28 protein-coding genes are annotated in these 26,673 nt (G+C 70.7%); 10 read left to right on the top strand and 18 right to left on the bottom strand.

Annotated elements, in window-relative coordinates:
- A partial coding sequence (locus tag ACMCNK_RS00425) for a hypothetical protein (RefSeq protein WP_412734351.1) occupies nucleotides 1-545 on the bottom strand: 545 nt, incomplete at its 3' end.
- Between the two features lie 229 nt (nucleotides 546-774).
- On the opposite strand from ACMCNK_RS00425, the gene ACMCNK_RS00420 reads away from it, so the two are divergent.
- Complete coding sequence (locus tag ACMCNK_RS00420; RefSeq protein WP_412734350.1) at nucleotides 775-2,064, top strand: S1 family peptidase; 1,290 nt, start codon at nucleotides 775-777, stop codon at nucleotides 2,062-2,064.
- A gap of 48 nt (nucleotides 2,065-2,112) precedes the next feature.
- On the opposite strand, the gene ACMCNK_RS00415 is transcribed toward ACMCNK_RS00420, so the two are convergent.
- Nucleotides 2,113-2,469, bottom strand: a complete 357-nt coding sequence (locus ACMCNK_RS00415; protein ID WP_412734349.1) for a hypothetical protein — start codon at nucleotides 2,467-2,469, stop codon at nucleotides 2,113-2,115.
- Nucleotides 2,470-2,592: 123 nt separating this feature from the next.
- On the opposite strand from ACMCNK_RS00415, the gene ACMCNK_RS00410 reads away from it, so the two are divergent.
- Both ACMCNK_RS00410 and ACMCNK_RS00405 read left to right on the top strand, forming a co-directional pair.
- Nucleotides 2,593-2,931 carry a response regulator transcription factor gene (locus ACMCNK_RS00410; RefSeq protein ID WP_412734348.1) on the top strand — a complete coding sequence of 113 codons (339 nt, stop codon included), beginning with the start codon at nucleotides 2,593-2,595 and terminating at the stop codon, nucleotides 2,929-2,931.
- A 541-nt stretch (nucleotides 2,932-3,472) separates the two neighbouring features.
- A complete protein-coding gene (locus ACMCNK_RS00405; RefSeq protein ID WP_412734347.1) occupies nucleotides 3,473-6,004 on the top strand; it encodes a fibronectin type III domain-containing protein in 2,532 nt (843 codons plus the stop codon).
- Nucleotides 6,005-6,416: 412 nt separating this feature from the next.
- On the opposite strand, the gene ACMCNK_RS00400 is transcribed toward ACMCNK_RS00405, so the two are convergent.
- Together ACMCNK_RS00400 and fabG are read right to left on the bottom strand one after the other, a co-directional pair.
- On the bottom strand, nucleotides 6,417-6,692 hold the full coding sequence (locus ACMCNK_RS00400; RefSeq protein WP_412734346.1) for a helix-turn-helix domain-containing protein: 276 nt from the start codon (nucleotides 6,690-6,692) through the stop codon (nucleotides 6,417-6,419).
- A 52-nt stretch (nucleotides 6,693-6,744) separates the two neighbouring features.
- Nucleotides 6,745-7,449, bottom strand: coding sequence for a 3-oxoacyl-ACP reductase FabG (gene fabG, locus ACMCNK_RS00395; RefSeq protein ID WP_412734345.1), 705 nt, complete (start codon nucleotides 7,447-7,449; stop codon nucleotides 6,745-6,747).
- A gap of 284 nt (nucleotides 7,450-7,733) precedes the next feature.
- On the opposite strand from fabG, the gene ACMCNK_RS00390 reads away from it, so the two are divergent.
- The gene (locus ACMCNK_RS00390; protein ID WP_412734344.1) at nucleotides 7,734-8,570 is read left to right on the top strand and encodes a helix-turn-helix transcriptional regulator; all 837 of its coding nucleotides are present in this window, start codon (nucleotides 7,734-7,736) and stop codon (nucleotides 8,568-8,570) included.
- On the opposite strand, the gene ACMCNK_RS00385 is transcribed toward ACMCNK_RS00390, so the two are convergent.
- The 3 genes from ACMCNK_RS00385 to ACMCNK_RS00375 all read right to left on the bottom strand — a co-directional run bounded on the left by ACMCNK_RS00385 (nucleotide 8,571) and on the right by ACMCNK_RS00375 (nucleotide 12,203).
- A complete protein-coding gene (locus tag ACMCNK_RS00385; protein WP_412734343.1) occupies nucleotides 8,571-9,527 on the bottom strand; it encodes an MBL fold metallo-hydrolase in 957 nt (318 codons plus the stop codon).
- Between the two features lie 115 nt (nucleotides 9,528-9,642).
- A complete protein-coding gene (locus tag ACMCNK_RS00380) occupies nucleotides 9,643-10,236 on the bottom strand; it encodes an AAA family ATPase (RefSeq protein ID WP_412734342.1) in 594 nt (197 codons plus the stop codon).
- Nucleotides 10,233-12,203 carry an ABC transporter ATP-binding protein gene (locus ACMCNK_RS00375; RefSeq protein ID WP_412734341.1) on the bottom strand — a complete coding sequence of 657 codons (1,971 nt, stop codon included), beginning with the start codon at nucleotides 12,201-12,203 and terminating at the stop codon, nucleotides 10,233-10,235. Before ACMCNK_RS00375 ends, ACMCNK_RS00380 begins: the two co-directional genes overlap by 4 nt.
- Nucleotides 12,204-12,511: 308 nt before the next feature.
- On the opposite strand from ACMCNK_RS00375, the gene ACMCNK_RS00370 reads away from it, so the two are divergent.
- On the top strand, nucleotides 12,512-13,072 hold the full coding sequence (locus ACMCNK_RS00370) for a class IV adenylate cyclase (RefSeq protein ID WP_412734340.1): 561 nt from the start codon (nucleotides 12,512-12,514) through the stop codon (nucleotides 13,070-13,072).
- On the opposite strand, the gene ACMCNK_RS00365 is transcribed toward ACMCNK_RS00370, so the two are convergent.
- From ACMCNK_RS00365 to ACMCNK_RS00345, 5 genes are read right to left on the bottom strand one after another with little or no spacing between them, the layout of a single operon-like run.
- The gene (locus ACMCNK_RS00365; protein WP_412734339.1) at nucleotides 13,069-13,866 is read right to left on the bottom strand and encodes an endonuclease/exonuclease/phosphatase family protein; all 798 of its coding nucleotides are present in this window, start codon (nucleotides 13,864-13,866) and stop codon (nucleotides 13,069-13,071) included. The genes ACMCNK_RS00370 and ACMCNK_RS00365 overlap by 4 nt on opposite strands.
- A 4-nt stretch (nucleotides 13,867-13,870) precedes the next feature.
- Nucleotides 13,871-14,479, bottom strand: coding sequence for a dTMP kinase (tmk, locus tag ACMCNK_RS00360; protein WP_412734338.1), 609 nt, complete (start codon nucleotides 14,477-14,479; stop codon nucleotides 13,871-13,873).
- Nucleotides 14,476-15,582, bottom strand: coding sequence for a radical SAM protein (locus ACMCNK_RS00355; protein WP_412734337.1), 1,107 nt, complete (start codon nucleotides 15,580-15,582; stop codon nucleotides 14,476-14,478). The genes tmk and ACMCNK_RS00355 overlap by 4 nt, the downstream gene beginning before the upstream one ends.
- 59 nt (nucleotides 15,583-15,641) lie before the next feature.
- Nucleotides 15,642-15,917, bottom strand: a complete 276-nt coding sequence (locus ACMCNK_RS00350) for a hypothetical protein (RefSeq protein ID WP_412734336.1) — start codon at nucleotides 15,915-15,917, stop codon at nucleotides 15,642-15,644.
- Nucleotides 15,914-16,153, bottom strand: coding sequence for a hypothetical protein (locus ACMCNK_RS00345; RefSeq protein WP_412734335.1), 240 nt, complete (start codon nucleotides 16,151-16,153; stop codon nucleotides 15,914-15,916). Before ACMCNK_RS00345 ends, ACMCNK_RS00350 begins: the two co-directional genes overlap by 4 nt.
- 170 nt (nucleotides 16,154-16,323) lie before the next feature.
- Between ACMCNK_RS00345 and ACMCNK_RS00340 the strand changes: the two genes are divergently transcribed.
- A complete protein-coding gene (locus ACMCNK_RS00340) occupies nucleotides 16,324-17,565 on the top strand; it encodes a helix-turn-helix domain-containing protein (protein WP_412734334.1) in 1,242 nt (413 codons plus the stop codon).
- Between the two features lie 47 nt (nucleotides 17,566-17,612).
- Here ACMCNK_RS00340 and ACMCNK_RS00335 read toward each other — a convergent pair whose 3' ends face one another.
- The gene (locus tag ACMCNK_RS00335) at nucleotides 17,613-19,178 is read right to left on the bottom strand and encodes an NAD(P)H-hydrate epimerase (RefSeq protein ID WP_412734333.1); all 1,566 of its coding nucleotides are present in this window, start codon (nucleotides 19,176-19,178) and stop codon (nucleotides 17,613-17,615) included.
- 162 nt (nucleotides 19,179-19,340) lie between these two features.
- On the opposite strand from ACMCNK_RS00335, the gene ACMCNK_RS00330 reads away from it, so the two are divergent.
- A complete protein-coding gene (locus ACMCNK_RS00330) occupies nucleotides 19,341-19,712 on the top strand; it encodes an NUDIX domain-containing protein (protein WP_412734332.1) in 372 nt (123 codons plus the stop codon).
- A 105-nt stretch (nucleotides 19,713-19,817) separates the two neighbouring features.
- On the opposite strand, the gene ACMCNK_RS00325 is transcribed toward ACMCNK_RS00330, so the two are convergent.
- The 3 genes from ACMCNK_RS00325 to lexA form a co-directional block, all read right to left on the bottom strand.
- The gene (locus ACMCNK_RS00325) at nucleotides 19,818-20,747 is read right to left on the bottom strand and encodes a hypothetical protein (RefSeq protein WP_412734331.1); all 930 of its coding nucleotides are present in this window, start codon (nucleotides 20,745-20,747) and stop codon (nucleotides 19,818-19,820) included.
- Between the two features lie 135 nt (nucleotides 20,748-20,882).
- On the bottom strand, nucleotides 20,883-21,383 hold the full coding sequence (locus tag ACMCNK_RS00320; protein WP_412734330.1) for a restriction endonuclease: 501 nt from the start codon (nucleotides 21,381-21,383) through the stop codon (nucleotides 20,883-20,885).
- A 228-nt stretch (nucleotides 21,384-21,611) separates the two neighbouring features.
- Nucleotides 21,612-22,232: a transcriptional repressor LexA gene (lexA, locus tag ACMCNK_RS00315; protein WP_412734329.1), complete on the bottom strand. Its 621-nt coding sequence runs from the start codon at nucleotides 22,230-22,232 to the stop codon at nucleotides 21,612-21,614.
- A gap of 237 nt (nucleotides 22,233-22,469) precedes the next feature.
- Here lexA and ACMCNK_RS00310 point away from each other — a divergent pair, with 237 nt between their 5' ends.
- Nucleotides 22,470-22,997, top strand: a complete 528-nt coding sequence (locus ACMCNK_RS00310) for an NUDIX domain-containing protein (protein ID WP_412734328.1) — start codon at nucleotides 22,470-22,472, stop codon at nucleotides 22,995-22,997.
- Here ACMCNK_RS00310 and ACMCNK_RS00305 read toward each other — a convergent pair whose 3' ends face one another.
- Complete coding sequence (locus ACMCNK_RS00305) at nucleotides 22,998-23,936, bottom strand: hypothetical protein (protein WP_412734327.1); 939 nt, start codon at nucleotides 23,934-23,936, stop codon at nucleotides 22,998-23,000.
- A gap of 361 nt (nucleotides 23,937-24,297) precedes the next feature.
- Here ACMCNK_RS00305 and ACMCNK_RS00300 point away from each other — a divergent pair, with 361 nt between their 5' ends.
- Both ACMCNK_RS00300 and ACMCNK_RS00295 read left to right on the top strand, forming a co-directional pair.
- The gene (locus ACMCNK_RS00300; RefSeq protein WP_412734326.1) at nucleotides 24,298-25,332 is read left to right on the top strand and encodes an HNH endonuclease; all 1,035 of its coding nucleotides are present in this window, start codon (nucleotides 24,298-24,300) and stop codon (nucleotides 25,330-25,332) included.
- A 223-nt stretch (nucleotides 25,333-25,555) separates the two neighbouring features.
- Entirely contained in the window at nucleotides 25,556-26,296 is a 741-nt protein-coding gene (locus ACMCNK_RS00295; RefSeq protein ID WP_412734325.1) for a hypothetical protein, read from the top strand.
- 24 nt (nucleotides 26,297-26,320) lie between these two features.
- Here the strand turns inward: ACMCNK_RS00295 and ACMCNK_RS00290 are convergent, their stop codons facing one another.
- Nucleotides 26,321-26,626, bottom strand: coding sequence for a hypothetical protein (locus ACMCNK_RS00290; protein ID WP_412734324.1), 306 nt, complete (start codon nucleotides 26,624-26,626; stop codon nucleotides 26,321-26,323).
- Nucleotides 26,627-26,673 lie beyond the last annotated feature (47 nt).

Here is a 26,673-nt window from a genome sequence, read left to right as displayed (position 1 = left end):
GCAAAACCAGCGCGATACCACCCGGGATTCGACGTGTACGCGCGCACCGTCGCCGCTATGAGGTCGCCGAGGAGATACTCGCCGCGGTCCGGGCCGCCCCAGGAAGCGATCTCCACGATGACCCGCGCCGACCCGTCAGGGAGCACGCTGCAGTATGCCCGGCTCATCGCCGAGTAGGGACAGGCCAGGAACTGCGTACCGGCCTCGTGGCCGAGCAGGTGGTCCCCAGGACCTCCCTCGCCCACCCCACGCGACCGGCGAAGGGGGGCCAGCAGCAGCTCGCCGCTGAGGGCGAGGGCGAGGTCGAGGCGATGGTCCCCGCCGTCGGTCAGCGGCCAGGCCCGGTCGCCGGTGACCCGGTAGCTCGGGCCGTCACCTGCCGGCGGCTTGCCGATTGCCCGGTCCAGAAAGCGCGCAACCCGACCGGGCGGGCGGCGGTATCGGGCCAACGGCAGCGGTACCGCTCCGAGAGACTCTAGCGTCCCGACCAGCTGCCTCAGTGCCGGCGCAACGGCTACGGACGCGTCCGACTCGGCTCTGCTCATGCGGCGAGCATAGGTGCGCCAGCCGACCCCGCGTCCGGTACGGAGGCCGAGGCCACCGGAGCCGCCGCATTGTCCGTCATCCCCGGCCGATCCGGCGACGCTCGTTCACGCGGACGGTGGGGTCAGTTTGAGGGATGGGCGCCGCCGAGGCCGGCGGGCAGCCTGCTGAGGTCCACCTCGGGCTCGCGAGAGGGAACTCATGCGATCACCACGATTCATTCTGTCCACCGTGTCCGCACTCTGCCTGGCGGTCGTCACCTGCGGGGCGGCCGCCCAGGCGGCCCCGGTCCGGCAGCTTCCGGTCGTGTCCGCCGACGATCTCACCGCGCTCAACCGGATCGTGACCAGCGCGCCGCACCGGTTCGCCGGTGTGGCCGTCGACGAGGCGGCCCGTACCGTTGACGTCTTCGTGCCCAGTGGTGAGCAGGCGCGCGCCGGGACCGACCTCTCCACGCTGCCGACGCTGGCTCCGGCCGCGCCGCGGCTGACGGTGCGGCTGGTGCCGGTGCCACGCAGCCAGGCCGAGCTGGATACGGTCTTCGGCCAGATCAGCGCGCGGCAGCCGTGGGCGTCGGCTGCCCGCGGGCGGATCAGCGCCTGGTACGTCAATCCGCGCAGCAACAAGGTGACGGTCGGGCTGAGCGAGATCACCGACGCCATGCGGGCGGCGGCGCGGGCAACGTTCGGTGACGCGGTCGAGCTCACCCGGATGGAGCAGCACCACAGCATGGCCGGCCAGGCGGTCGTGCGGACCGGCCGGCTCCGGGCACACTCCGTTGCCGCGCTACGCAGCGCCCCAGAACCCGCCGCCGCGGCCGCCCCCACCAGGCTGCTCGACTCGAGGCCGTACTACGGCGGGGACCGGATCATCCGCACCCAGGCCAACCCCGACGGCACCACCTCAATCTGGTGGTGCACGGGGTCGTTCACCGTGCTGTCCGGATCGACGCGGCTCATGTCCACCGCCGGGCACTGCGGCCCGGCCGGAACAGCATGGCAGCAGGGCTACTTCGAGACCGGCACCCAAACGATCTACGTCACCGGCCCAATGGGCACCGTCCGGGCCGTGCAGTGGGGCAACAACCGGATGGACGCCGAAACCCTCGACGGCGGCTCGTACTGGCCGGGCGCCGTCTACGGCGGCCAGCTGGACACCACGGCATGGGGCCTGGACGGACAGCAGGCGGCGGCCGTCGGGTCGACGGTCTGCTCCGACGGCTCGGTCACCCGGGAGAGCTGCGCCGGCCGGATCAGCGCGATCAACGCGTGCCTCAACCTGAACGACAACGGGACCACGGTGCGGGTCTGCAACCAGGCACTCGCGGACTCCACCACGGACGTCATCGTGCAGCACGGCGACAGCGGAGGCCCGGTGCTGCGGCACCCCGGCGACCCCAACCGCGCGGTGGGGCTGGGCATCATCAGCGGCGGCAGCTCCAACGGCCTGCACCTGAACTTCACCCAGATCCAGGACTTCTCATCCACGTTCGGCGCGACGGTCGCGTCCGGCAATCCCTGACGACCGAGTGCGGCAGCCCGGGCAGGGTTCGGCCCGGGCTGCCGCACTTCACGTGGCGCCGTGCACCAGCCGGCGCGAACCCAGCGGCTCGGGCAGGTCAACGCCCACGATCGTGCTGACACCGACCCCCGTGGTGGGGCAGTCACTCGACGCCACCCCCCAAATGGTGACGGTGAGCTGCGCCGGGCCGGTGTCCACCTGCGCGCCGGTGGCGCGGCGGCAGGCACCGCCGGGAAGCTCGACGAGCAGGTGCCTGCCGGTGGAGTCCATGCTGCTCTGCCGCCAGGGCAGGGAAACCAGGCCCGGAGCCGGTCCGGACATGGGCGACAGCACCGGCACGGGGGCGCTCGGCCGGTCCACCGGCGGCGCCTGGTGCGTGCAGGCGGCGAGGGCGGCCACCGCCATGACGGCGAGGGCACAGCAGGGTCGGGCCGCGGTACGCATTCTCGCTCCCATCCCGGTTGGACGCGGCGTTGGGGCCGCGCGTTCCCGACACACTTCATTTACAAATGACGATATGATGGCGTGGTGGAAATTGCGGGGGACACGCGGGGATGTTGCTGCCACAAGGACCATTTGACGTCGAGTGAAATGAAGGTCATCACGCACGTGGCCGCAGGCCGCTCGAACGATCAGATCGCGCGGCGTCTGCATATCAGCCGGCACACGGTGGCGACGCATCTCGTGCGGGCGATGCACCGGCTGTGCGCCGCGAACCGGGCCGAGATTGTGGCGCGCTGCTACGCGTCCGGGCTGCTCGTCTCGGGTGAATGGCCGCCTGCCGCCAGCCCCCGGCGCTGCATCGACGTGATCGGGCACCCGGGAGCACCGGCCGCGTACCGCGCACCGGAGCCTGCCACCCGATAGCCCGTCGGGCGCGCCCGGTTCCGCTGCGCCGTGGGCGCATCGCCTCCGAGGCTGGACTGTCGCGTCGGTCGGCTGTCCATTCACTGTTCCGCATCGCGGGAACGGTTCGGCGCGAAGCTTCGCAACGGGTCGAGCGCAACGCTGCTCCACAAATGATCACGGCCGATTGTCCAGTGAAGGGACTCGAGGACAACGCCCTGTTCTCCACCTCGGCGCTATGTCGTGTCAGCGTAGAACCAGATGGGGCAGTGTTGGCGGTAAGGCGCTCGGCGACCTAACCGATTTCCGGCTGACTGACCGATTCTGCCCGGTTCGACCCTTACACCGGCATTGCGTTGATCAACCAATTCGCGTCAATGAGACCAGCTTTCTTACCCGGAAGCCGCTGATCGGATCAGCCGTTCGACGATCTTGCTATCAGTTCGGGCCAGTCCTTCTAACTGTCAAACCAGCTACGCTCGCAGGGCTTTCTGCGGGTCTTCGAAACGAATAAATGAGGTTGGCAGTGCGCGCTGTTAGAGCGGTGAGAATGACGTTATCGATGGCACTTGTCGGCATGGCCGGCCTGCTTCCATCCGCGGCCGCGCAGGCTGCCAGCACTGACCCTACCCAGGCCTGCGCGATGGCCGGGCTGGCCGGAGATGATATTTCCGGTTCTCCCGAGGGGGACTACTCAGTGTTCGTTGGCGACCCGGCGATTCTTGAAGTATCGAACCCGAACGTGTTACCAGAAACGGTGGTTTTTTCTCCGGAGAATGGTCCAGTGCAGACCACCGTGCTTGGACCTAGCCCGGCAGATTCCTCGAAACATACGTTCAGCTTCCCGAGGGCGGACCTGTTTCAATCTCCGTCCATGCATAAGTTCGGGCTCAAAGTGAATGGAGTGCCTTTCGAGGACAAAACCTCCGCGCAGATGTTTGTGTTTGTGAAGAGTGATCTTTGCGCCTATCAGCGGGATATTACCGCGACACAGGTCGCTGGAACGGGTGTCGCTCCGGTCGGCGGAACTGGTACGCTCAGTTTCAAAGTGCACCTTTCCGGAGACGCGCCGCCAATCGTTAAAGACCACAACCCGAATCCTTTCGTCATTAACGCTGTGCAGGAGGCGAATGGCGGCACTGCGGATATGCTCCATCCCATCACAGGTAGCGTTACGTTCCAACCGGGCCAACGCGATGCGACGATTACTGTGCCGATACCCGCCCGCCCGGCAGGCAGCGCGCCCACCTCGATGTGGTTCAGGCTGAGTGGCAATGGCAATCACGTGCCGAGGCCGATCCTCTTCACTGCAACGATCACCAGTACGCCTGGCACCTCGAATCCGCCCGGGCCGTCGACCCCACCGCCCCCTCCGGTCCCAGCGTCACCGACTGGGCTTCGGGTAACGGGAAGCACAACTTCATCGATCTCACTGGCGTGGAACGCGGTTCCCGGAGCCACCTCGTACCGCGTTTATGAGGGCGCCACTCAGAAGGTCTCCACGACGGGCAATGCGGTGACAGTACCGGGTCTGGTCAGTGGTTCGACGCACACCTTCACCGTGCGCGCTGTCAATGCCTCGGGCGAGTCCGGCCCCAGCAACGCAGTAACCGACACGACCCAGCTCTGGGCGTACAACGTTGTCTCCCAACAGGTCGTGGACAGTACGGGGCAGCCCGCGGACCTGGGCCACGCGCGTCCGGGACAAAACTTCACCGTCAGGGTGAGTGTCAACAACGTCGGTAACACCACGTGGACCCCCGGCGGCGCGAACCCGGTTCGGCTGGGCACCGACGAGCCACGCGATCACCCCGGTACATTGCAGGGACCAGGCTGGGTTTCATCGACACGGCCCGCGGTCCTGCAGCAAGCCTCTGTGGCGCCGGGCGGCCAGGGCAGCTTTCAGTTCTCTATCACCGCGCCAGAAGCCGCAGATTCCTCCGCGTCGCGAACCATCCGGGAAACGTACCGCCCAGTCGTTGAAGGTACGACCTGGATGACCGGGCCAGGCATCGCGGTCACTATGACGGTGGTGCCGGTGACCGGCGGGGCGATCCGGCCCGGCTTCGGCCAGCAGCAGTGGATCGTCGCCTCCGACGGTGGCGTATTCGCCTACGCCGGTGCGCCGTTCTTCGGCTCGATGGGCGGACAGCCGCTGAACGCGCCCATGGTTGGCATCGCCGCGACCCCATCCGGCCAGGGGTACTGGCTGGTCGGGGCAGATGGTGGCGTGTTCGCCTACGGTGACGCCGTGTTCGCCGGAAGCATGGCCGGAAAGCCGCTCAACCGCCCGGTTGTAGGGATCACGGGCACCCCGTCCGGTCGGGGCTACTGGCTGGTCGCGGCCGATGGTGGCGTGTTTCCCTACGGCGACGCCGTGTTTGCGGGCTCGATGGGCGGCAAGCCGCTCAACGCGCCGGTCGTGGGCATCGCCGCCACCCCCTCCGGTCGGGGCTACTGGCTTGCCGCGGCCGACGGCGGCGTCTTCGCCTACGGCGACGCAGTGTTCGCAGGCTCGATGGCCGGCAAGCCCCTCAATGGGGCGATTGTGGGGATCAGCGCCGCGCCTGGCGGTCGCGGGTACTGGCTCGCCGGACGCGATGGCGGCGTGTTCGCCCTCGGGGTGGCGCCATTCGTCGGGTCGCTCGGACAGACCGGCTCGACCCGTCCCATCGTGACGATCGCGCCGGCCCAGGGCGGATACGTCCTCATCGACCGCACTGGCCAGACCTCGTTCTTCACGTCCGGCGCACCGGTGAATCGCAGCAAGCTCTACCCAGGAGAGACGTTGTTCCCGAACGAACGACTCATTAGCGCGAACGGTCGGTATGTACTCGTCATGCAGGGCGACGGCAATCTGGTCGAGTACGACGGCGGGACGCCGGTGTGGGCGTCGAACACTGCAGGCATAGGCGCCAGCACGTTCGAGGCACAGCGTGACGGCAACTTCGTCATCTACGCAGCGGGCCACCGCGCTGTCTGGGCCACCGGAACGAACCGGCCCGACAGTGTGCTCACGGTCCAGGACGACAGGAACGTGGTGGTCTACGCACCGGGCAACCTGGCGGTCTGGGCGAACAATCGGGGGGTCTAGGGCGTACCTGGCGGTCGTTGTCGGTGGCTGTCGCACAGGTCACACAGGTCACCACAAGGTCGTTGTCGGGCTTCAGTTGACGCGTTACGGATCTAGGTGGCTGGTGTTAACGATGACTTGCCGCGGGTGGCTGTCATCGTTTAACACCAGCCACCGAGCGGTCGTGCCCGAGCAGCCGGTGCTTCTCCGTGCGTCTCGCCTGCGCTGCGGTCTCCAGTGAGCTGCGGTACCCCTGCCGGCGCGACCCTTGCGTGCGCCGGCCGACGGTGAACCGGGCCAGCCGCTCGATCATTCCTGACGTCCATGCCCTCATGGCGCCTCCCCGCGTGGTCGATTGAATGCAACCTCTCAATCACCGTATAGGTGCGAGGCGGCATGGTGGGACCGAGCGGCACGGGACGTCGGGAGTGGACTACGCGCGGAGCGCCGACGGTGGCTCCGCCGTCTCCGGGGCCAAGGCGTCGGGGGAGACCTGAAGAGCCAGGCACAGCAGGCGCCGATTGTAGTCGTCCGGGGCGCGGTGACCGTTCTCCCAGCGCGAGAGCATCGCCTTGAGACTCACCGGGGAGGCGGGCACCAGCCCGTCCCGGGCGGCCGCGCTCACCATCGCCTGGACCAGTTGCTGCTGCGACCAACCGCGGTCGTGTCGTAGCCGCCGTAGTTGCGCTCCGATGCCGTTCTGGCTCATCGCCGGCCGTCCTCAAGATCCTTCAGTGTCATTCCGTGCTCCGCGGGAGCGGTCAATGCCCCATACCGGCGCCGCCGTCGACGGGCAGCACCGCACCGGTGATGTAGCCGGCCTGGGCGCCGGCCAGGAACAGGACCGCGCCGGCGATCTCGTCGGGGGTGGCGGCACGGCCCAGTGGAATGCGCTCGAGCATCGCGGTCCGGCGCTGCTCGGACAGGCCCGAGGTCATGTCGGTGTCGGTGTAGCCGGGGGCGACGACGTTGGCGGTGATGCCGCGCGAGCCGAGTTCCCGGGCCAGGGACCGGGCGAGCCCGACCAGCCCGGCCTTGGAGGCGGCGTAGTTGGCCTGGCCTGTCTCGCCGAGCAGCGCCACCGCCGAGGAGATGAAGATGAGCCGGCCGGCGCGAGCGCGCAGCATCGCCCGAGTGGCACGTTTGGCGACCCGGTAGGCGCCGGTCAGGTTGGTGTCGAGCACGGCGGTGAAGTCGTCCTCGCTCATCCGCATCACGAGCGCGTCGCGGGTGATGCCGGCGTTGGCGACGAGGACCTCGACGGGACCGTGCTGCTGTTCGGCTGCGGTGAAGGCGGCATCGACGTCGGCGCTGGAGGTGACGTCGCAGCGCACACCGAACAGATCGGCTGGGTCCGGGCCGGTGCGGTAGGTGACGGTGACCTTGTCGCCCGCCGCGGTGAACGCCTGCGCCACCGCCAGGCCGATGCCGCGGTTGCCTCCGGTGACCAGAACAGACCTACTCAATGCGCCCTCCCGTGGGCTGTCGGCGACGCCCCACCCGCGGCGGTTTCGGTCAGCGGGCGGGCACGTTGCGTATTGATCGAGGTCCTAGCTTGCCCCGGTGATCGACGGTTCGCTATAAACTGCGACTTTCCAAAGTCCCAGTTGATGCTGCTCATCGACGCCCTGGCGTGCCCGTCAACGCCCGGCCGATGGTCAGGCCGTGAAAACTGGGGTTTCGCCGTCGCCGCTGCCTGGTACCGTCGCGGACCTCCCAAAGTCAGCGATCAAGCCACGGTGGGGGGACGATGACCGCGAAGCAGGACCCGCCCAGGAACGGCCCGAACGTGCTGGCCGGTGAACCCGGCATTGAGCTGGCCCGCCTCGTGCGCTCGTGGCGGGAACGACTGGATCCCACCGGCATCCCCGGTCTGGTCACCGCCACCCGCCGCCGCAAGACGGTCAGCCAGGAGGAGATCGCCCGGCTGATCGGCGTCAGCGCCGTCTGGTACGGCAACCTCGAGCGCGGCGAACGGGTCAACTACAGCGACGACTTCCTCGACCGGACGGCGTACGCGCTGCGGCTTAGCGAGCCGGAACGGATGATGCTCTACCTGTACGCGGTCGGCCGGGAGCCGGCAGCCCGGCGCCGCTCGACCACCGTGGAGCTCACCGACGTCCTGCAGCGCATCATCGAGTCCCAGCCCTGGCCGGCCTACATCTCCGACGAGGCCTGGGACCTGGTGGCCTACAACCAGCACATGGCCGACTGGTTCCCCTGGGTCGGCTACGAGTCCAACGTCATGCGCTGGGTGTTCACCTACAACGAGGCCCGCCAGCAGCTGGTCGACTGGGAGACCGCCTGGGCGCCGCTGATGCTGGCCCAGATGCGGGTGGCCAACGCCCGCAACCCCAGCAACATGCGCCTGGCCAACCTGATCCGCGAAATCTGCCGGGTGAACCCCGACGCGCGGCGGCTGTGGGAACACGAGACCACCGTGTATGTGCACCCCGACGGGGATCACCGCAGGCTGCACCTGCCCTACCACCACCAGGTGAAGGACATCGAGATCGTCGCGCTGGCGCCGCTGCGCGCGGCGAACGTGCGGCTGATGATGCTGCCGCCGCTCGACGGCGGCCGCTGATCAGCCGGCCGGTGCCCGCTGCTCCGCGGCCGCCGTGTGGGCTAGTACCTCCATCAGCGGCGCGGGTGGTGCGCCGAGCTGCCGGTACAGCGCCGCCACCGTGATCACGAGGCGTTCCCGGTGACCCCAGCCGCGGTACCGCTCCGGTAGCGGCATGTCCGCGGCGGCCTGCCAGTACGGTGTCCCGGCCTCGTAGCGGCGGTGGGCCTGGTCGGCGACGTACTCCAGGTAGCGGCGGAACTGGCGCACCCCGGCCAGGTCGGTGACCGGGCCGTGGCCGGGCACCACGTACCGGGCCCCGGTCTTCTCGATCCGGTCGCAGGCGGCCAGCCAGTTCTCCACCGGCCCGGTCCACATGATCGGGTGATCGCCGATGAACAGGATGTCGCCGGTGAACACCACCCCGGCGTCGGGCGCGTGGACGATGACGTCGCCGTCGGTGTGCGCGGGCCCGACCTCGGCCAGCTCGACAATGCGGCCGCCGACGCGTACGTCGAGCTGGCCGGTGAACGTCCGGGTGGGCGGGGTCAGCGCGATGCCGGAGAAGTCGAAGCAGCCGAAGTGCCGGCGCATGTAGTCGCCCAGCGTTCCGTCCGGGGCGTCCGGGCCGCTGAGCTGGCGCAGGGCCTCGGGTGACACCTCGTGCGCCATCTCGTGCGCGGTGGCCGCTGACCCGATGATCTCGGCGTCGGCGAACAGCTGGTTGCCCCAGCAGTGGTCGCCGTTGGCGTGGGTGGTCACCACCGTGGCGACCCGGGTCCCTGGCAGCTGGGTCGTGAGGGTGTCGATCAGCGCCTGGGTGCGGGGCAGGTCGAACTGGGTGTCGACCAGCAGCGCCTGGTCGCCGTCCACGATCACACCGCAGTTGCTGAACCCCCACGTGCCCGGCGGCTGCAGATAGGCGTAGGTGTCACGGCCAAGTCGGTGCAGGCCGGACGAAAACGGGATCACGGTCACCGCAGTATCTTGACGAACGGCCCGGGCCCGCACAAACGGAGGGCACCCAGCTGCGAGTACGCACCGGAACGCGGTGCGGGGAGGGCCCTGGCATTTCCCTGCCGGCGTCGCGGCGTCAGCTGGTGCCGTCGGTCGGGGCGGCGCAACGGGGGCAGTACGTCGGGCAGGGAGTAGCCGGTGGTGCGGCGGCGAGGCCGCTGGTGTGCAGGATCGTGTTGACCGTCTGCTCCATGGGCGACGTCTCGTCGATGATCTGTTCCCCGGCGACGCCCAGGACGTCGCGGTGCACGTACCACTCCCTCATGTGCTGGGCGGTGAAGGTGACGGTGTCCGCACGGTTCTGGTGCCGGCGCGCCGTCTCGTCGAACGGCGCGTGCAGGTAGAACACCGAGCTGGCGCCCGCATGGTCTTCGATGAGCTGGGTCAGGGCGTCGCCGTACCGGTCTCGGTACATGATCCCTTCGAGGACGACGTGGTAGCCGAGCTGGAGCAGGTTGGCGGCGGTCGCGGTGATGAACGCCGGCGCGACAGGGCTGATCTTGCTGCTGTCGTGCTCGCGGAGCACGATCCTGCGTAGGTGGTCCTGTTCCAGCAGCGCGCAGCCGCGCCCGTAGCGGCGCTGGACCTCGCGCGCCACGGTGGTCTTCCCGGTGCCGGAGTTGCCCCGGATGATCACGAGAATCGGGGCTGCCGGGTGCGATGCGGTCACTCGCGTTCCCCCATACCGGCCGTGGGTGTAGCCGGCCGTGCCTGATAGCCGGCGGCCTGCAGGGTGAACAGGCTGGCGTACCGGCCCGCGGCGGCGATCAGTTCGGCGTGGGTGCCGGTCTCGACGACGGCGCCGTCGTGCATCACGTAGATGCGGTCGGCGTGAATAACGTTCGCGAGCCGGTGGGTGATCAGGATGGTGGTCCGCTTGCCTTGCCGGTCCCGGATGGCCTGGAACAGGGTGTCCTCCGCGCGCGGGTCGAGCGCGGAGGACGGTTCGTCCATGATGAGCAGGTCGGCGTCGCGGAAGAAGCCACGGGCGGCGGTGATCCGCTGCCACTGTCCGCCGGAGAGGTCCTGGCCGTCCTTGAACGTGCGGTCGAGCAGCGTCTGGTACCCGTGCGGCAGCTCGAGGATCGTGTCGTGCGCGGCGGCCCGGACCGCGGCCGCCTCGATCAGATCCTGCTTCGGCGCGCCCGTGAGGTCACCCATCGCAATGTTCGTCGCCGCGGTGTACGGCCAATGGTGATGTTCCTGCAGGACCACCCCGATGCGGGCACGCAGCCCCGCCCGGTCCCAGTCCTCGAGCGCGCGCCCGTTCCACTCGATCACCCCATCGGTCGGCGCGCGCAAGGACGAGATCATCGCGGCGAGGGTGGACTTGCCGGAGCCGTTCTCCCCGACCAGGGCAATGGTCTGCCCCGCCTCGATCGTCAACGTCACCCCGTCGACGGCAGGGGTGTCGCGGTCCGCGTAGTGCAGGCTGACCCCGCGCACGCTCAGCCGCTGCAGCGCCGGGACCCGAACGTCGTCCGTCTTGGTGTCGCCGGCGGGCAGGTACTGCTGGGCGCGGTCGAGGAACCCCAGGTACTCCTTGAAGAACTGGCCGTCGCTGTACAGGTGATCCAGCTGGAACGTCACCACCGCCAAGGCCCGTTGCCCTGCCTGGACGGCGACGACGCAGGTCACCGCCGCGGACAGCGGGATCCGGCCGCCGGCCAGCAGCACACCGAGCAGCACCCACACCCCGCCCAGTCCCAGCCCGGTGACCATCGCGCCGATGCTGGTGGTCGTGGTGACCCGCCGGGCCAGCGCGAGGTCCTCGGCGGTCTGGGCGTGCATGACCATGTCGTACTGGCGCAGCAGGAACCCCCGCAGCCCGTACGAGCGCAGCTCCGGCGCTGAGTCGCGTTCGGCCATCTGCCGCTGCAGCACCCACAACCTGCGCCGGCGCACCGACCCGGCCAGGTACGTGGCGAAACGCAGATGCCCCGCACGCAGCGCCGCGTACCCGTTGGGCAGGGTCGCCACGACCAGCGCGACCAGCAGCAGCGGGTTGATCACGATGACGGCCACGGCCACGGCGAGCAGGTTCACCACGCCGGCGAACGCGTTGGCGGTGTCCTGCACCAGTGAGATCGCGGCGTCGGAGCCGCGGGTGGCGCGTTCCATGTCGTCGGCGAACGCGTCCGCGTCGAAGGCCTCCAGCCGCACCGCCGTGGTCACCTCGAACAGGCGCCGCTCCGCGGCCTGGTTCACCCGCGGGGTCAGGCCGTTCTGCGCGTACCCGACCGCGATCCCCAACCCGCCGCGCACCGCGGTCACCACGGCCAGCACCGCCAGCGCGGGTAGTGCCGCCTTCACCCGCTCGGGGGTCGGGCCGGCGCTGAACAACTCCACCAGCAGTCGCTGCGTGGACAGCAGCCCGAACGTCGACATCGCCCCGGCGCAGAGGGTCGCCGCGATCACGACCATCGTGCGGGCGCGGTCCGCGCGCCAGCCGATCGCGACGGCGTGCCGGATCAGGAACGGCAGCTCCGCGAACACGCCGAGCACGCCGGTTTCGGCGCGCCGCCGTACCCCGTGTTCCCACCAGGCGCTGCGCAGCTCCGGCAGGACCAACGGGTCGGCCGGATCAGCCTGGCGGGGAACCTCAGTGGTGTGGGCCTGACCGGTGGTGGCAGTCAACTGTGCCGCTCCTCTCCGTTCGGACATCCATCGACCATCGTGATAGCAGTGCGTGGATCCAGCGAGCGCCGCGGTGCGGAGAGTCCAGGGATACCGCAGCGGCGGAGGGTCAAGCGCCGGACGCGACCGTCGTACACCCGTTCGGATATGACTCTCGCTCGCCCGGCTGAAGCCGCAGCGTGGAGGGCGTACTGCGCTGGCTGGGCAGTGGGGGATATGGCGGGGCGACCGTCCACATCCACTGGGTCACCAGGACGTGGCTTGCCGGGAGCGGCTGCTGACCGGTGGTGCTCGATAGGCTGTCGGCCGTGCAGACGAGCGTGCCGGGAGCGGTCCACGAGGTCGAGGTGAAGTACCGCGTGGGGCAGGAGCCGGAGTTACTCGAGGCGTTGCATTGCCACGGGGTGCAGTTGTCGGGGCCGGTCCGGCAGGACGATCAGGCTTACGCGCCGGCAGGGTGGCGGTACGGGATGAGCAAGGTGGGGGTGCCGTTCGCGCGGCTGCGCACGCAGGACAATGCGCATCTGTTCACGGTGAAGCGGCCGGTCGACAACGAGATGGCGTGCCTGGAGCACGAGACCGTCGTCGCTGATCGCGGACAGATGCACGACGCGTTGGTGACGATGGGCTTCGTCCCGACAGTACGTATCGTCAAGACCCGGCGGACCGGCCGATGGGCGGACGCCGCGTTGTGCCTGGACAGCGTCGAAGGGCTGGGCACCTTTGTGGAGCTGGAGAAGCTGGTCGGCGCGCAGGAGTCGGGCGAGCGGGTCCAGGCGCACCTGGATCGGATGATCCGGTCGCTGGGGGTGCCGGTGCAGCGCACCACCGACACCTACGACTCGCTGATCCGCGCGGCCGCGGCCTAGAACAGGGCCGCCGCGGCGAGCGGCGCTCGGGCCGACGTGCTCTGGGTGACGGGCAGGCGCAGCGTGGCGGCCAGGGCGGCGTGGTCGCTGAGCCCCTGTTCGCGGGGCTCGTGCAGGTAGGCGCAGTAGGTGACGCGGTCGGTGAGGGCGGCACCGATGTGCAGGTAGTCGAAGCGGTAGCCGTTGCCGCCGCGCCCGATCCAGCTGTGCGCCTGGACGCCGGGGCGCAGGCGCTGGTGCGGGTCGGCCAGGCCGAGCTGGGCGAGGGTGTCGAGGAACGCGTACTCGAACGGCAGGAAGCCCGGGTAGCGGGGCTGGTGGTCGCGGCCGATGACGTTGTAGTCCCCGCCGATGATCAGGTGTGCGCGTTGCTGCTCGTCGAGGCCGGTCAGCGCGTCCAGGACGCTGGCCAGGAAGGCGCGCTTCTTCTCCACTTTGTGGGGGGCCCGGTCGCTGGAGGGCACGTACAGGCCGACGACGGTGACGGCCGGGTCGGTGTCCACGGTGACCGTGACCGCCCGGCCGGGCAGGGTGACCCCGGTGAGCAGGTCGGTGCGGGTGCGGGCCGGGATCCGGCTGACGATGGCGCAGCCGCGGTCACCGTCGGCGCTCGGGCGGTGCGCGACGTGCAGGCCCGCGGCCCGGCACTGGTCGAGCAGGTGCCCGGTGCCGGGGCCGTTGCTGGTCTCGGTGAGGATGAGCAGGCCGTCGTCGCGGGCGTCGAGCCAGGCCAGCAGGCGGCGGGCGCGGGGGAGGGCGGCGGCCTGCACGTTGAGGGTCAGCACGGACAGCACGAGGTCAGCTCCGGTCGGCGTGGTGGTCGGGCAGCAGGGCGAGGATAGCGGCGACGACCTGCTCGGGGGTGGAGCCGCGGCAGTCGACGACGTGCTGGCGCCAGCCGTACTGGTCGAGGTGGCGGGCGGCGTCGCGGTACAGCTGCAGTTCCTTCTCCGGTGTCCCGGCGTGTTCCAGGCGGGTGCGGTGCGGGCGCTGGGCCAGGCGCGCCGCGATGACCGCGGGCTCGTCGTGCAGGTAGAAGGTGGTGGCGGGTGGCACGTGCCGGTTGTAGGACCAGATCTCGGTGAGGTCGAGGCCGTCGAGGCGCTGCAGGACCAGCGACGACTGCACGTACCGGTCGGTGACGACGTGCCGTCCTGCGGCCAGGGCGGGCAGGATCTCGCGTTCGAGGTGGGCGGTGCGGTCGGCGGCCAAGGCGAGGGCCAGCGCGCGGTCGCGCAGCACCGATTCGCTGCGGCGCAGCAGCTCGCCGAGCGGGGTGCGGCTCGGTTCGCTGGTCAGCAACGTACCGGCGGGGCTGATGTCGGTCAGCCGGGTGGCCAGCAGCGCCGCGATCGTGGATTTGCCAACGCCGTTGGGGCCCTCCACGGCGAGGAACAGGCCGCTCACCGGCCGGCCACCGTGAGCGGCAGTCGCCGCCGGGAAGGGCCGGGCGGGACGGGGCACTGCTCGTCGTCGAGGTCGCCGATCAGTCCGCCGCGGGAGATCACCGCGGCCGGGCAGCCCTTGCCGCAGCCGCTGCTGAGGTCGCAGCCGGCGCAGGTGGGGTTGGCGCCGACGGTGTAGCGGCGGTGGAAGTCGTAGCCGTCCAGGCCGGTCGCGATGTCCTGCTCGTGCAGGATGTTGCCGACGAGGAAGTCGCTGTCGGGGTACCGCGAGATCGGGGTCCGGGCAGCGAACACGAGGTAGGGGCAGACCGCGACCTGCCCGTCGGTGTAGACGTAGATCAGTTTCCCGGCGTCGCAGCCGCCCAGCGGGAGCGTGTCGTTGGGAAAGCGGATCTGCACCACGTCCAGAGCATCGGCGAAGCGTGCGGTGACCGCGCGGATGGCGCGCATCACCTGATCGGGTGCGGCCATCCGGCCCTGGCTCCTGACGCCCCGCCCGAACGACGACAGCGGGTTCATCAGGACGTACTGCGCGCCGGTCTCGACGGCGAAGGCGCACAGGTCGGCGAACTCGCTCGGGTCGGTCAGCGCGTTCGGCGTGGACAGCAGTCCCTGCAGCAGACCGGCGGCGGCGAAGGCGCGGGTCGTGGCCAGCGTGGTGGCGAACGAGGACCGGTCGCCGCGGAACTTGCCGTGGCTGCCGGCGCGGAACCCGTCGAACGACACATTGATGTGCACGCCGCCGAGTTCGGTGAGCGCGGTGATCTGCGCGTCGCTGGTCTGGGTGGCATTGGTGCAGATGCCCACTGGCAGTCCCGCCGCGCGCACCGCACGGCAGAAGCCCAGCACATCGTGGTGGACGAACGGCTCACCACCGGTCAGTGTGATGCGTTCGACCCGGGCGGCGAGCAGTCGGGGCAGCACCCGGTCGGTGAACGCGGCCAAAGACAGGTCGGCGCCGACCGCGGTGGAGGACACGAAGCAGTGGGCGCAGTGCAGGTTGCACCGCTCAGTGATCTGCACGAGGGCCTTGCGGCCCTCACCGGCGATGGAGGTGCGGAAGTAGCAGGACGAGGCGTGGGTGTCGACGATGAGACGTTTCACGGAGCGCTCCATGGGTTGTGGGGAGGGCCGCAGGCCCGCGGCACGGGGGAAGCGGGGTGTCAGCGCAGGTCGGTGGGTGGGCCGGGGCGTACCGCGGTGCGCAGCGCGGCCGCTCGGACCTGGATCAGGCGGGGCCGGGTGCCGCCGTCCCACACCTGGTCGGTCTCCAGCTCGACCCATGCCTCGTCGTCCGCGGTGATGAGGCTCCGCACCGCACGTACGACCAGATCGACGTCGCCGAGCCCGTACCGGTAGTCCGCCTCGCCGACGTGCAGCCGCAGCCCCGCGCGCAGCAGCACACCGCCGATGCACGGCGGGTTCACGTGGTCGGTCACCGGCGGCCACCGTTGGCGCGCCACGCCTGGGCCGGTGTCAGCCGCACGACCCAGCCCCGCTGCGGCAGCACCTCGGTGGGTGCGTCAGCCCAGGACGGGCGCACCAGTGGCTGTGGTTGCAGCCGCAGGTCCAGGCACGGCCACTTCAGCCCGCACACGCACCGGCGCCGCAACATCCACCGCCGCTGCGGCCGGTGCACGAGATCGGTTCGTACGGTGCGGCGACGGTGACGCATCACGACCCCTGTCGGTCCACGGCCGCCTCCACGGACATCGGTGCCGTGACGTGGCGCGGACGGCCGGGACGCGCCACCATATTGATCAACGGGTGATATGGCACTGACGTTAGGTAACCGTCCTATGTGGGGGCTACTACGTGGGTAGTAGTTCGGGCTACTGTGGACGGATGGACCGCATCGAGCCAGCGCCGACCCTGCTGCGGGGCATCGGCAGCAACATCGCCGCCCACCGCCGGGCGGCCGGGGTCACCCAGACCGATCTGGCCGGGCGCATCGGCCGCTCCGTGCAGTGGGTGTCCGCCGTCGAACAGGGCCGCCGGCACGCCGACCGGCTCAGCGACCTGCTGCACATCGCCGCCGCCGTGGGCTGCCAGGTCGAGGACCTCATCGGCCGCCCGGTCGACACCCTCGCTCCCGGTACCAGGCCCCGCGCCCAGGACGTCGACGCCGTCCGCGCGGTCGTCCTGCGCTCACCCATGCCCGCCCTGGTCGGCGTGCCCGACCAGCTTCCCGCGCTCGAGGACGTCGACGCCCGGGTCAGCGACGCCTGGCGCACCTGGCACGGCTCATCGCACGCGCACAGCACGCTCGGCGCGCAGCTGCCGCAGCTGCTCACCGACGCGATGACCGTCCACCACACCGCACCCGACCGCCGCGCCGGCGCCCGCGTGCTGGCCGGCGCCTGGCAGATCACCCGGCAGTGGCTGCACCACATCCCCGACGGAGAGCTGGCCTGGATCGCCGCCGACCGGGCCATGACCGCCGCCCGGGAGGCCGACGACCCGCACCTGATCGCCCTCGGCGCATGGGCGCTGTCCGCCTCCTACCGCCGCGCCGGCCAGCAGGACGAGGCCACCCGGCTGTGCCTGGCCGCCGCCGACGAGCTCCGCCCCCGCCTCGACGACAGCCGGCCCGACACCGACCTGCTCGCCGCCTACGGGATGCTGCATCTGGCCGCCGCGATCAGCGCCGCCCAATCCGACGAGGACACCCGCGCCTGGGCGCTGCACAACGTCGCCAACGGCGCCGCCCGCGCCCTCGGCGACCGCTACCACCCCTGGACCATGTTCGGCCACGGCAACGTCGACATCCACGGCCTGGCCGTCAACGCCGAACTCGGCCGCGCCGACGACGTCGTCGAGCTGTCGAGGCGCCTGAACATCGACAGCGTGCCTAGCGTCGAGCGCCGCACCCGGGTCTTGATCGACACCGCCCGCGGCCACGTCCAGCGCGGCGAGGACGAAGCCGCGATCCTGGTCCTGCTCGACGCCGAAGAGGTCTCCACCGACGAGGTCCGCGACTCCGGCCTCGTCCACGAACTGCTGCGCGAACTGCTGCACCGCGACCGGGCCCGCGCCCGCAAGCACGTGCAGGCCCTCGCCCGCCGGATCGGGCTCATCGCCGCCTGAACCCCGTTCCGCCGCCCCGGTCCGTCACCCGGTCCGGGGCGGCGTCGTCACCGCAGCCGGACACCCCGCCGGGCACGCTCACCACGCCGCGAACGGACACCGTTGGGCGCCGCGGCGCGGGCGGCGAGCAGCTCCGCGACCACTCTCGGGGTCGCGTCCGCGATGTCCGAGGCCGCTAGTGGGCCGCCGGCCGCGGCGCGGGCCCCCGCTCGGCCGTGCACGCTCGCCGCCACCGCCCCGGCCGGCGCAGCCGCCAGCCCCGCAGACATCAGCGCCCCGGCGATGCCGGCCAGCACATCGCCCGAGCCGGCTGCAGCCATCCACGCCGGACCGTCGTCCTGGCTGTACGCCTCACCGTCCGGGCCCACCACCAGCGTCGTCGAGCCCTTCAGCAGCACCGTCGCGTCGGCTTCGCGGGCCAGCCACCGCGCGTGATGCCACGCCCGGGCCTCCACCTGCTCCCGGCTCACCGCGTGACCCAACAGTTCCAGCATCCGGGCCAGCTCCCCGGCGTGCGGGGTGAGCAGCACCTGCCCGGCCGGGGCCGGCCGGTCACCGGCGGCCCGCCGCCGTACGCACGCGGACAAGGCGCCGGCGTCCACCACACACGGCAGCCCGGACTCTAGCGCCCGCGCGATCGCCGCGTCCTGCCCCGCGTCGTCCTCGACCCCGGAGCCGAGCAGCCACGCCTGCACCCGGCCGTCGCCCGGCACACACTCCGGGCGCGCTCGCAGCACATGGTCGGTCACCCCCGCGGGCCCCAGGTAGCGCACGATCCCCGCCCCTGCGCGCACCGCGCCCGCGCAGGCCAGCACCGCCGCTCCCGGATAGGGGTCCGAGCCGGCCACCACTCCCAGCACCCCGCGCAGGTACTTGTGCGCCGTCCGCGCCGGCACCGGCCACCGCGCCGCCACCTCGGCACCGCTCAGGCGGCGCACCACCGGCTCGCCCTCCAGATGCCCCCGCACACCGACGTCCACCACGCTAATCTGCCCGGCCGCGTAGCAGCCCGGCGGCAGCAGCAGGCCCGGCGCCGGCGCCCCCAACGCCACCGTCACGTCCGCCCGCACATACGCGCCCGGCGCTTCCCCGCTCTCCGGGTCCACCCCGCTGGGCAGATCCACGGCCAGCACCGGCGCGCCCGCCGGGATAGCTGCCACCACCTCGTCCGCCGGCGCGCGCAACCCCGTGGTGCCACCGATGCCGACCACCGCGTCCACCACCAGGTCTGCATCTGTCAGAGCCTGGCGGGCGGCGTCCAGGCCCTCCGGTGTGGACGCGTCGACCAGGCGGCCCCCGGCACGGCGCACCGCGTCCACACCGGGTGTGTACGCCGCCGAGGCCAGCAGCACCGCCGTGACCTGCACGCCACGACGGCGCAGAAGCTCGCCGGTCAGTAGCCCGTCGCCACCGTTGTTGCCCGACCCCGCCAGCACCACCACGCGCCGGCCGGCAACCCCACCGGCCGCGTCCCGCAGCAGGCGTGCGCAGGCCACCGCCAGCCCGGCCGCCGCACGCTGCATCAACGTGTCGTCCGCTTCGTTGACCAGAACGCGCCGCTCGGCCGATCGCAGCTGATCCCCGGGGTACGCGACAAAATCGTGTGATCGCACCGCCCCAGGCTGGCACACGACCCCGCCACCATCGAAGGGGCCCGCGCTCCGACTCCAGGGAGAGCACCGCATGAGCACGACCATCCGGCACTTCACGGCCACTGCGATCGTCATCGACGACACCGAACGCGTCCTGCTGGTCCACCACCGCAAGGCCGGCAAATGGCTCCGCCCGGCGGCCACGTCGACCCCAACGAGGCCCCGGCCGAGGCAGCTGTCCGTGAGGTCGCCGAGGAGGCCGGCATCCACGCCCGGGTGCTGCACCCGCCGCTGTTCACCCACCCGGCCGTGACCAGCCACCCGACCCCGTGGGCCATCATTGAGATGGACGTGGAAGACCGGCGGCACGGCCCGCATCGGCACATCGACCTCGTCTACGTCTGCCGGGCCACCGGTGGGCAGCTCACTGCGCAGCTCGCTGAGGTCGGCGACGCCCGCTGGGTCGCCCTCGGCGACGTGGCCGCCCTGCCTATCCCCGGTGAACTGCCCGAGCTGATCGACGCGGCCCTGCGCTGGGCCAAGGAATACGCCTGACGTTGGGCACCTCGCCGCGCCTGCCTCGCCTGCCGGGGTGGGTGCGGCGCCGTCTGTAGAGGGTCATGGTGGTGCGGCCTGACGGGGGGCTTGCACGGTCCGGTGTCAGCGGTCGCGGCCCAGGCCGGGCAGTCCACCGCGCACGACCTGGGCGCGCGGCAGCCGCGCCGGAGCAGGTGGGCGGGCCGGCGGTTTTCGCTGTGGGGCTGGCTGGGCGCGGAGCGCGGACAGTGCCGCGTTTCGTACGGCCGCGCAATCCGGGCAGGCCGGATCCGCATTGGTCCGCCGTCGGTAGACCGGCGCCCCGTGTGGCAGGAGGTCACACATCATCCGGTCCGGCCGCTCCGGATGCCGCCGGTGCCACACGCCGCCGGGCTTGAGCTGAACCCACCCGTCGGGCACCTGCCAGGTGCCGGCTGTTCCGGTCGGCCCCGGGCCAAGCACCGGCAGCGCGATCAGGAGCCGCCGGATCCGGGCGGAGACCGTCGGCGCGGCCGGCGGCTGGGGGCTCCGCCGGGCCGTGGCGCGCGCCGCCCGGGTCGGCCGGGGGACCGGTGCTGGTGCGGGGGAGGGGGAGGGCCTGGTGGAAACGCTGGACTGGATTTCCTGCCGGTGCAGCTGGATCTCCTGCTGGCAGAACGGGCACGGTGGCCACGGCGCCGGTGGGCGGCGATGGATGACCACGGTGACCGGCAGTTCCAGCGCGCACAGCACCCGGTCGGGCTGGCGAGGATCGGGGCGGTGCAGCACGCGCTGGCCGCGCAGCTGCACCCAGCCGAGCCGGCGCCCGTCCACCCGCTGCGGGTGCCGTGGGGGTGCGGCCTCGGGGGTGGGGCTGCGCCGGGGAAGTGTGGGCGCACGGTTCTGGCAGGTCGGGCATGTCGTGAAGTCACGGTGCCGGGTCGGGTGGACCGGGGCGCCCGGGTCCAGTCGGCGCCCGCACAACGCCCGGCCGTGCCGTTGCGGGTCCGTGTGGTGTGCCCGCGGACCCTTGACGTCCGGTAGCAGCGTCCAGCCCGCCACGTAGCCGTCCACTCGATCACCCCTGTCCGCTCGCGGTCATGCCCGGGCCGATGGCCCGAGCCGGGTGTACGCGGTCAAGCTAGCGCCCAGATCGGACACTTTCGACGCCCGGCGCCGGACCGGTCGGCGTACGCGATCGAGGACCGGTCAGCATTCGAAGGCCTGCGTGCTGACCCACCGAGCCAGCTCCGGTCGGTCGACCAGCGTGATCCGGCACCGCCGCGCCACCTCGCGGGCCTGCGCCGTGGGCCGCCCGGTGGTGACCAGCAAAGCTACGTCGGCGCGGTGGATGTCGCGGGCCGTGCCCGCGAACCGCTGCACGTGCGGGCTGCCCAGGTTCCCGGCGAACCGTTTGCACTGCACGACCAGCCGGCGCCCGTCCGGCGTCCGGGCGATCACGTCGGCACCCATGTCCCCGGCGCCACCAGACACGTTCACCCCGCGGTACCCGCTGGCGCGCAGCAGCCGGGCCACGAACTGTTCGAACTCCGGCCCGGACATGTGGTCGGTCACCGCCACGTCGCGCTCGTGTTCGGCCATCCGCCGCGCGGCTGCCCACCGCAGCCACCACCACACGCCCGCCCCGGCGAGCGCTGTCAGCGCGATCGATGCGGCGATGATCGGGTGGTGGCGGATTGCCTGTACCACGACGGAGATTGCGAGCAGGCCGCCACCGGCCGCGGCAAGGACCGCTCCATCATTGCCCTTGCGTCTGCGCCGTTTCCGGGCCACTCCACCCTCCCCAAGGTCAACGATGTGTGAGACACCGTGCACACAATGTAGGGGTCGGGTACTACACTCTCCGGTCATCCATACCGGACGGACCTGCTGGGCGCCTGCTGTCCCTGGTGCAGACCCGGGGTGTACCACGCAGGTTCAGAGACGCCGCAGGACGCAGACGACCTTCCCCAGAATCACGGCCTCATCACCCGCGATGACCTCGTACGCCGCGTTCTGCGGCACCAGCTCCACATGCCCGCCGCGGGCACGGTAGGTCTTGACTGTGGCCTCGTCGTCGATCAACGCGGCAACGATGTCGCCGGTCTCCGCGGTGGGCTGCTGCCGGACGACCACGACATCGCCGTCGCAGATCGCCGCCCCGGTCATCGAATCGCCCCGCACGCGTACCGCGAAGTGCGGGCCGGACCCGACGATCGCCGACGACAGGATGAGGTGATCCTCGACGTCCTCGTGGGCGAGGATCGGCGCTCCGGCGGCGATGGTGCCCAGCAGCGGCACGACCGTGCTGTGCTGAGCCGCCCGGCCGGCGCGGGCGTCGACGGCGCGGGGCGCGCGGGCGCCGCGGCGCAGCAGGCCGAGCCGCTCGAGGGTGTCCAGGTGATGGGCCACAGACGACGGCGAGCCCAGACCGACCGCGACGGCGATCTCGCGGAAGGTCGGCGGGTATCCGCGTTCCTCCACGGACCTATGGATCACGGCCAGGATGCTGCGCTGCCGTGCCGTCAGCGCCGGTTCGGACTCCGCCGGGCTCGCCATGGCCCGACCCTACCGCGTCTTAGCTCATATGTTCGAAAGTGCTGGCGGCCTGGCGGAGAACCAGGCGAGGTGACCGGTCCGCCAGCACGGGCGGGACTCGATGTCGGCGAAACGCACCGACTTGTCGCCGCATCGGCGCGGCGGCCCCGACCCTCACCGAGTTTCGAGCCGGACGCGAGGCCCGTACGGTGCGGTGTCGTGGGCAGCGAACAGCACGGACCATGGGTTTGGCACGCGATGACGAGACTGACGCACACAGAACGGTGGACCGCCTACACCGACGAGGTCACCGACCCGGCCGGCCGACCCGGCACCTACGAGTGGGTCGACACCCCAGACCTGGTGCGGGTCGCCACGGTGACCCCCGACGACGAGGTTCACCTGGTCTACCAGTACGAATACCTGCCGCGCCGCGGCATGTGGCAGCTCCCTGGCGGCGCCGTCGCCGCCGGAGAGGACCCGGCGACCGCAGCCGCCCGGGCGCTGGCCATCCAGGCCGGTGTGATCGCGGGGCGGTGGCGCTCGTACGGGGCGGTGTGGCCGATGCCGGGGCTGACCCCGGCCCGCGTGCACCTGTTCAGCGCGGAGGATCTGGCTGACGATCCGGAAGGGACACCACGCGACCCGGCGACCCAGCCGGTCCCCGTGCCGATGCCGATGGAGCAGGCCGTCACCGCAGCGCTGGACAACTCGATCGGATGCGCCGCGTCCGCGCAACTGGTCCTCGCCCTCGCGGCCACCCGGCGCAGCGACCCCGCGACCTGATCACCGCCGCTTGCGCCGCTCCGGCCGCGGCACGCTGCGGACCAGCGGACCCCACGGGTCAGCCGGAGGCGCTACCTCGTGCCGCTGCAAATCAGCGGGCACCTCAGCCGGTGCCTGCGACACCGCCTCGAAGCAGCGCAGGGCGGGCGGCACGGCCGCAACCGATACCTGTCCGACGTCCGGCCCGTCGGCCGGCTGCGGCATCGGCTGCAATACACCCTCGTTCGGCGGCAACGTGAACGTCGCGGTGCGGGGCCGCGCGGCGCGCCCGCGTCCCGTAGCGCGGAGAATGACCTCCTGGCGGCGCAATCGGCCCCGGCCCGCCCCTAACCCGATCCACTGCCGATCGACCAGTTCCACCGTGAGATCGGTCCCGGTCCACGGACTCGCCGCGATCAGGACGCTGCCGCGCTGCCGGGCACGAGCCGCCAACGACCGCACCACCGCATCGGCCGGTGGGCCGCCCGGGGTGGCAGCGACGACGAGATCAACGCCGTCGAGCAGCGCGGCGACCACCGTGGGCCAGTCCGGGCCCGGCGCGGGCACCAGGGCCAGCCGGCCGCTGTCGATGCCATAGTCCGTGATCGCCGCGAGTACCCCGAAGCCCGGCATCCCCGCCACCGCGGCCCACGACCCGGCCGCGACCACCGGGGCGATCAACGCCATGAGCAGCGACGTGCTGCCCGTCGCGGTGATGACGCTGCCACGGCGCAGCCCACCCGCGGGAAACAGGCCGGCGAGTTCCGGCAGCACCGGCAAGGTCCGGGAGGCGTCCGGGCCGGTCAGCGCGACGTCGTCAGCGGTGGCCACGCTGCGGGCCAGCGCCGCGGTGCGGTCCCGGCCGAGACCGGCCGCGTTGACCTCGGCGATCACCCGCGCGACATCGGCTGGGCCGGCGATCCGTCCGGCGCCGGCCCAGGCGCGTTCGGCGCTCGCCATCGTGTGCCCTCCCCGTGTACGCGGGTCCGCAGCCGTACACCACGGGGGAAGGCGTGGCGAACAGGTGTTCTAATCTGCAGCATAATGGCAGGTGGCGGCGCTGCAGCCAAGTCTGTGTGACTGCGGACGCTTATCGGCGAGATGGCCGGGCTTACCGCCTGCGCCTCTGCCTCGGGGTGTCGCTAAGGATCTTGCGACCCGCCGCTAGATAGTTGATCCGCGAGCACCAACCACGGAACAGGAACGTCATGCGCATCGTCGTCTTCGGCGCCACCGGCATGGTGGGACAGGGAGTGCTGGAGGTCTGCCTGCGCAACCGGAGGGTCACCGACGTCCTGGCCGCCCCTGTCACCGGCGGTCGATGATGCGCCGCCACCGCCCCGTCGACGTTCGGTACCGCGTAGGGGCAGCGAACGACGTATTGCGGCAGGCGCTGTCCGAAGTCTGGAACCGGCGCTGCCACGCTTGTGAGGAACCGCTCCTGTTCACTGAAACCGAGATCGACCACATCATTCCTCGCACCACCACACCCGGTGACCTGGCGGACCTGATCACCCAGCACGGACTTGCCAGCGACTTCGACCTGGACCGCCCCGCCAACCTGGCACCAATCTGCCGCCCCTGCAATGGGCGAAAGTCCAACCGTCGGTTGCTGCACGCCCGCTCGACGACGACGCTGCTAGACATCGCCAAGGCCCACGCTCCCGAGGTCGTACGTCGGGTCAATAGCCATCACACGACCAATACCGTGGCCCGTGACCTCAACCGCGTGGCGACGGCGAACCTGAGCGATCCGCTGACCCGCAAGACGTTTATTGAGAACGCGCAGCCAGTCGTTCAAGCGCTCGCCCTGCTCGACCAGGACCGAGTCGCCGACTACACCACCGTGCGCCACCTGCACCTGCGTCCCGACAACCAGTACGTCCGCGTCATGCTCAACGCCCGCGGCCGAGTCGCCCTCTCCGTCATCGAGGACATCTGCGGCAGCGACCTGGACACGGCACTCGAGGCGGGCATCCCGACCCTGAAAGCCTTGATCGACCAGCGCGTCGCCGACCACTTCCGCACACCTCACCACAAGGCCAACGATCCTCGCATCACGACCAGCCCGTTCGTCGTGACAGTCCGCAGCCTCGACTTCAGCCGCGTAGGCACCACGATCGCCGCCCAGTCGACGGGCCGGGCCATCGGCGAGACACACGCCGCAATCACCGACGCCGACCCGATCGGACGCGATGACCCCCTGGCCAGGCAGGACAGGTACGCGGAGATCAAGGGTGACTTCGAGCTGATTGCCCGCTGGGACTTGAACACAGAGACGGCCACCCCCGAGGCGACCGTGCAACTACTGAACCTGGACCTCGACGAATTCCAGGTCTGGGACGGCCGCGATTGAGCTGGGCACCGGTAGCCGGCCCAACAAGTCGCCATCGACTTCCACCGTCCGGCTCCCGGGGATGCCCTTCAGGGCGTCGTCGCTGGTTGTCACACCCATTCCGTACGGTGGTCGGGCAAAGCCCGGCAAAGGTGGTGATCTTTATAAATGTGTCGGCCAGGCATGGCCATCCCCCCACCCTGCGCGGCACCGCCAGCGGCCCTCTGAAGGAGAGCAGTTCGTCATGACGTACCAGCACAACAACGACCTGTATCTCACCTACAGTCCGGCGCGGGGCTACTGGAACTTCGTCCTGTACGTCGAACCGTCGGGACCGCCGGTGTCGGCCATCAACGCCGGCCGCCTGTTCTGGCTTTCCACCAGCCGATACGCCACGGAGTGGCGGGACCGGCTCATCGCGTGCACCCCGAACGCCCTGCACGTCATGCTCGCCGGCCAGAGTAACGCTCCCGAGCTGTGGCACCCCTGCGTCTACGACGATCCCCAGTCGCCGGCGGCCATCGGTGACGGGTGCGACTGCTGGAAGACCTTCTACGATCCGGTGACCGGGCTCCCTGTCGCCGCCAACCACGAACTACCGTTGGGCCGAGCCCAGGAACGTTGGCAGTACCACACCTACGCGCCGCTCTCACTTCCCGAGAACGAACGCCTCACCGTGCTGGTCATCGACCGCGAGACCGGCCTGTTCTGGGTCCGCACCGACCATGAAACGTTGCAGATCCTGCCGGAACGGCAGAGCAACGGATACGAGGTGGGGTACCGCGGGGGAGGCCCCACCGAGCTGGCCCGCATGATCGAGAAGATCGTGCGCTCGGACGGCCAGGACGTGAGCGCGGGTACGCCGCGCCCCGGGATGCCCGACAAGAAGGTGCTGAACTGGGTCAGCAGCGCAGCGGCCGACCGTACGCAGGAATTCACGTTGGATCAGCTCAAGCTCCTCTGCCGCAGCGGCATGGTGGCGTAGAACTGGAAGGCGCCGCACCTGACATCAGCCGGCCGGGTCGCTCGGCGGCCGGGCGGCGGAAATGATGGCGCGGTTCAGGTCGTCGATCCGGATTGTCACGACCTGGTCGCCGCCGACAGCAGCCCGGTCGAGGCCCTCACGCACGATTGCCTTGATGAGCTGGCTCGGGTTGGTCAGTCCACGGCGCTGCATCTCGGCGAGGATTTCCTGCGACCACTCGGCGGGTGCGCGGAACGAGAACACCGCCGATCCGCGGGGCGCGTCGGCGACGTTGCCGTCGGTGAAGTCCTGCTGCGTCATCGCGGCGCCCAGCTCGTCGCGAGTCGTCATCCGACCTCGCCTTCCGATTCGTTGCCAACGGCCAGACTCCGGCGCAC

It is taken from the genome of Krasilnikovia sp. MM14-A1259, from assembly GCF_047159535.1.
GTDB lineage: Bacteria > Actinomycetota > Actinomycetes > Mycobacteriales > Micromonosporaceae > Actinoplanes.
Note: the sequence above shows the minus strand (reverse complement) of the source record. Positions and strands in the feature narration are given on the sequence as shown.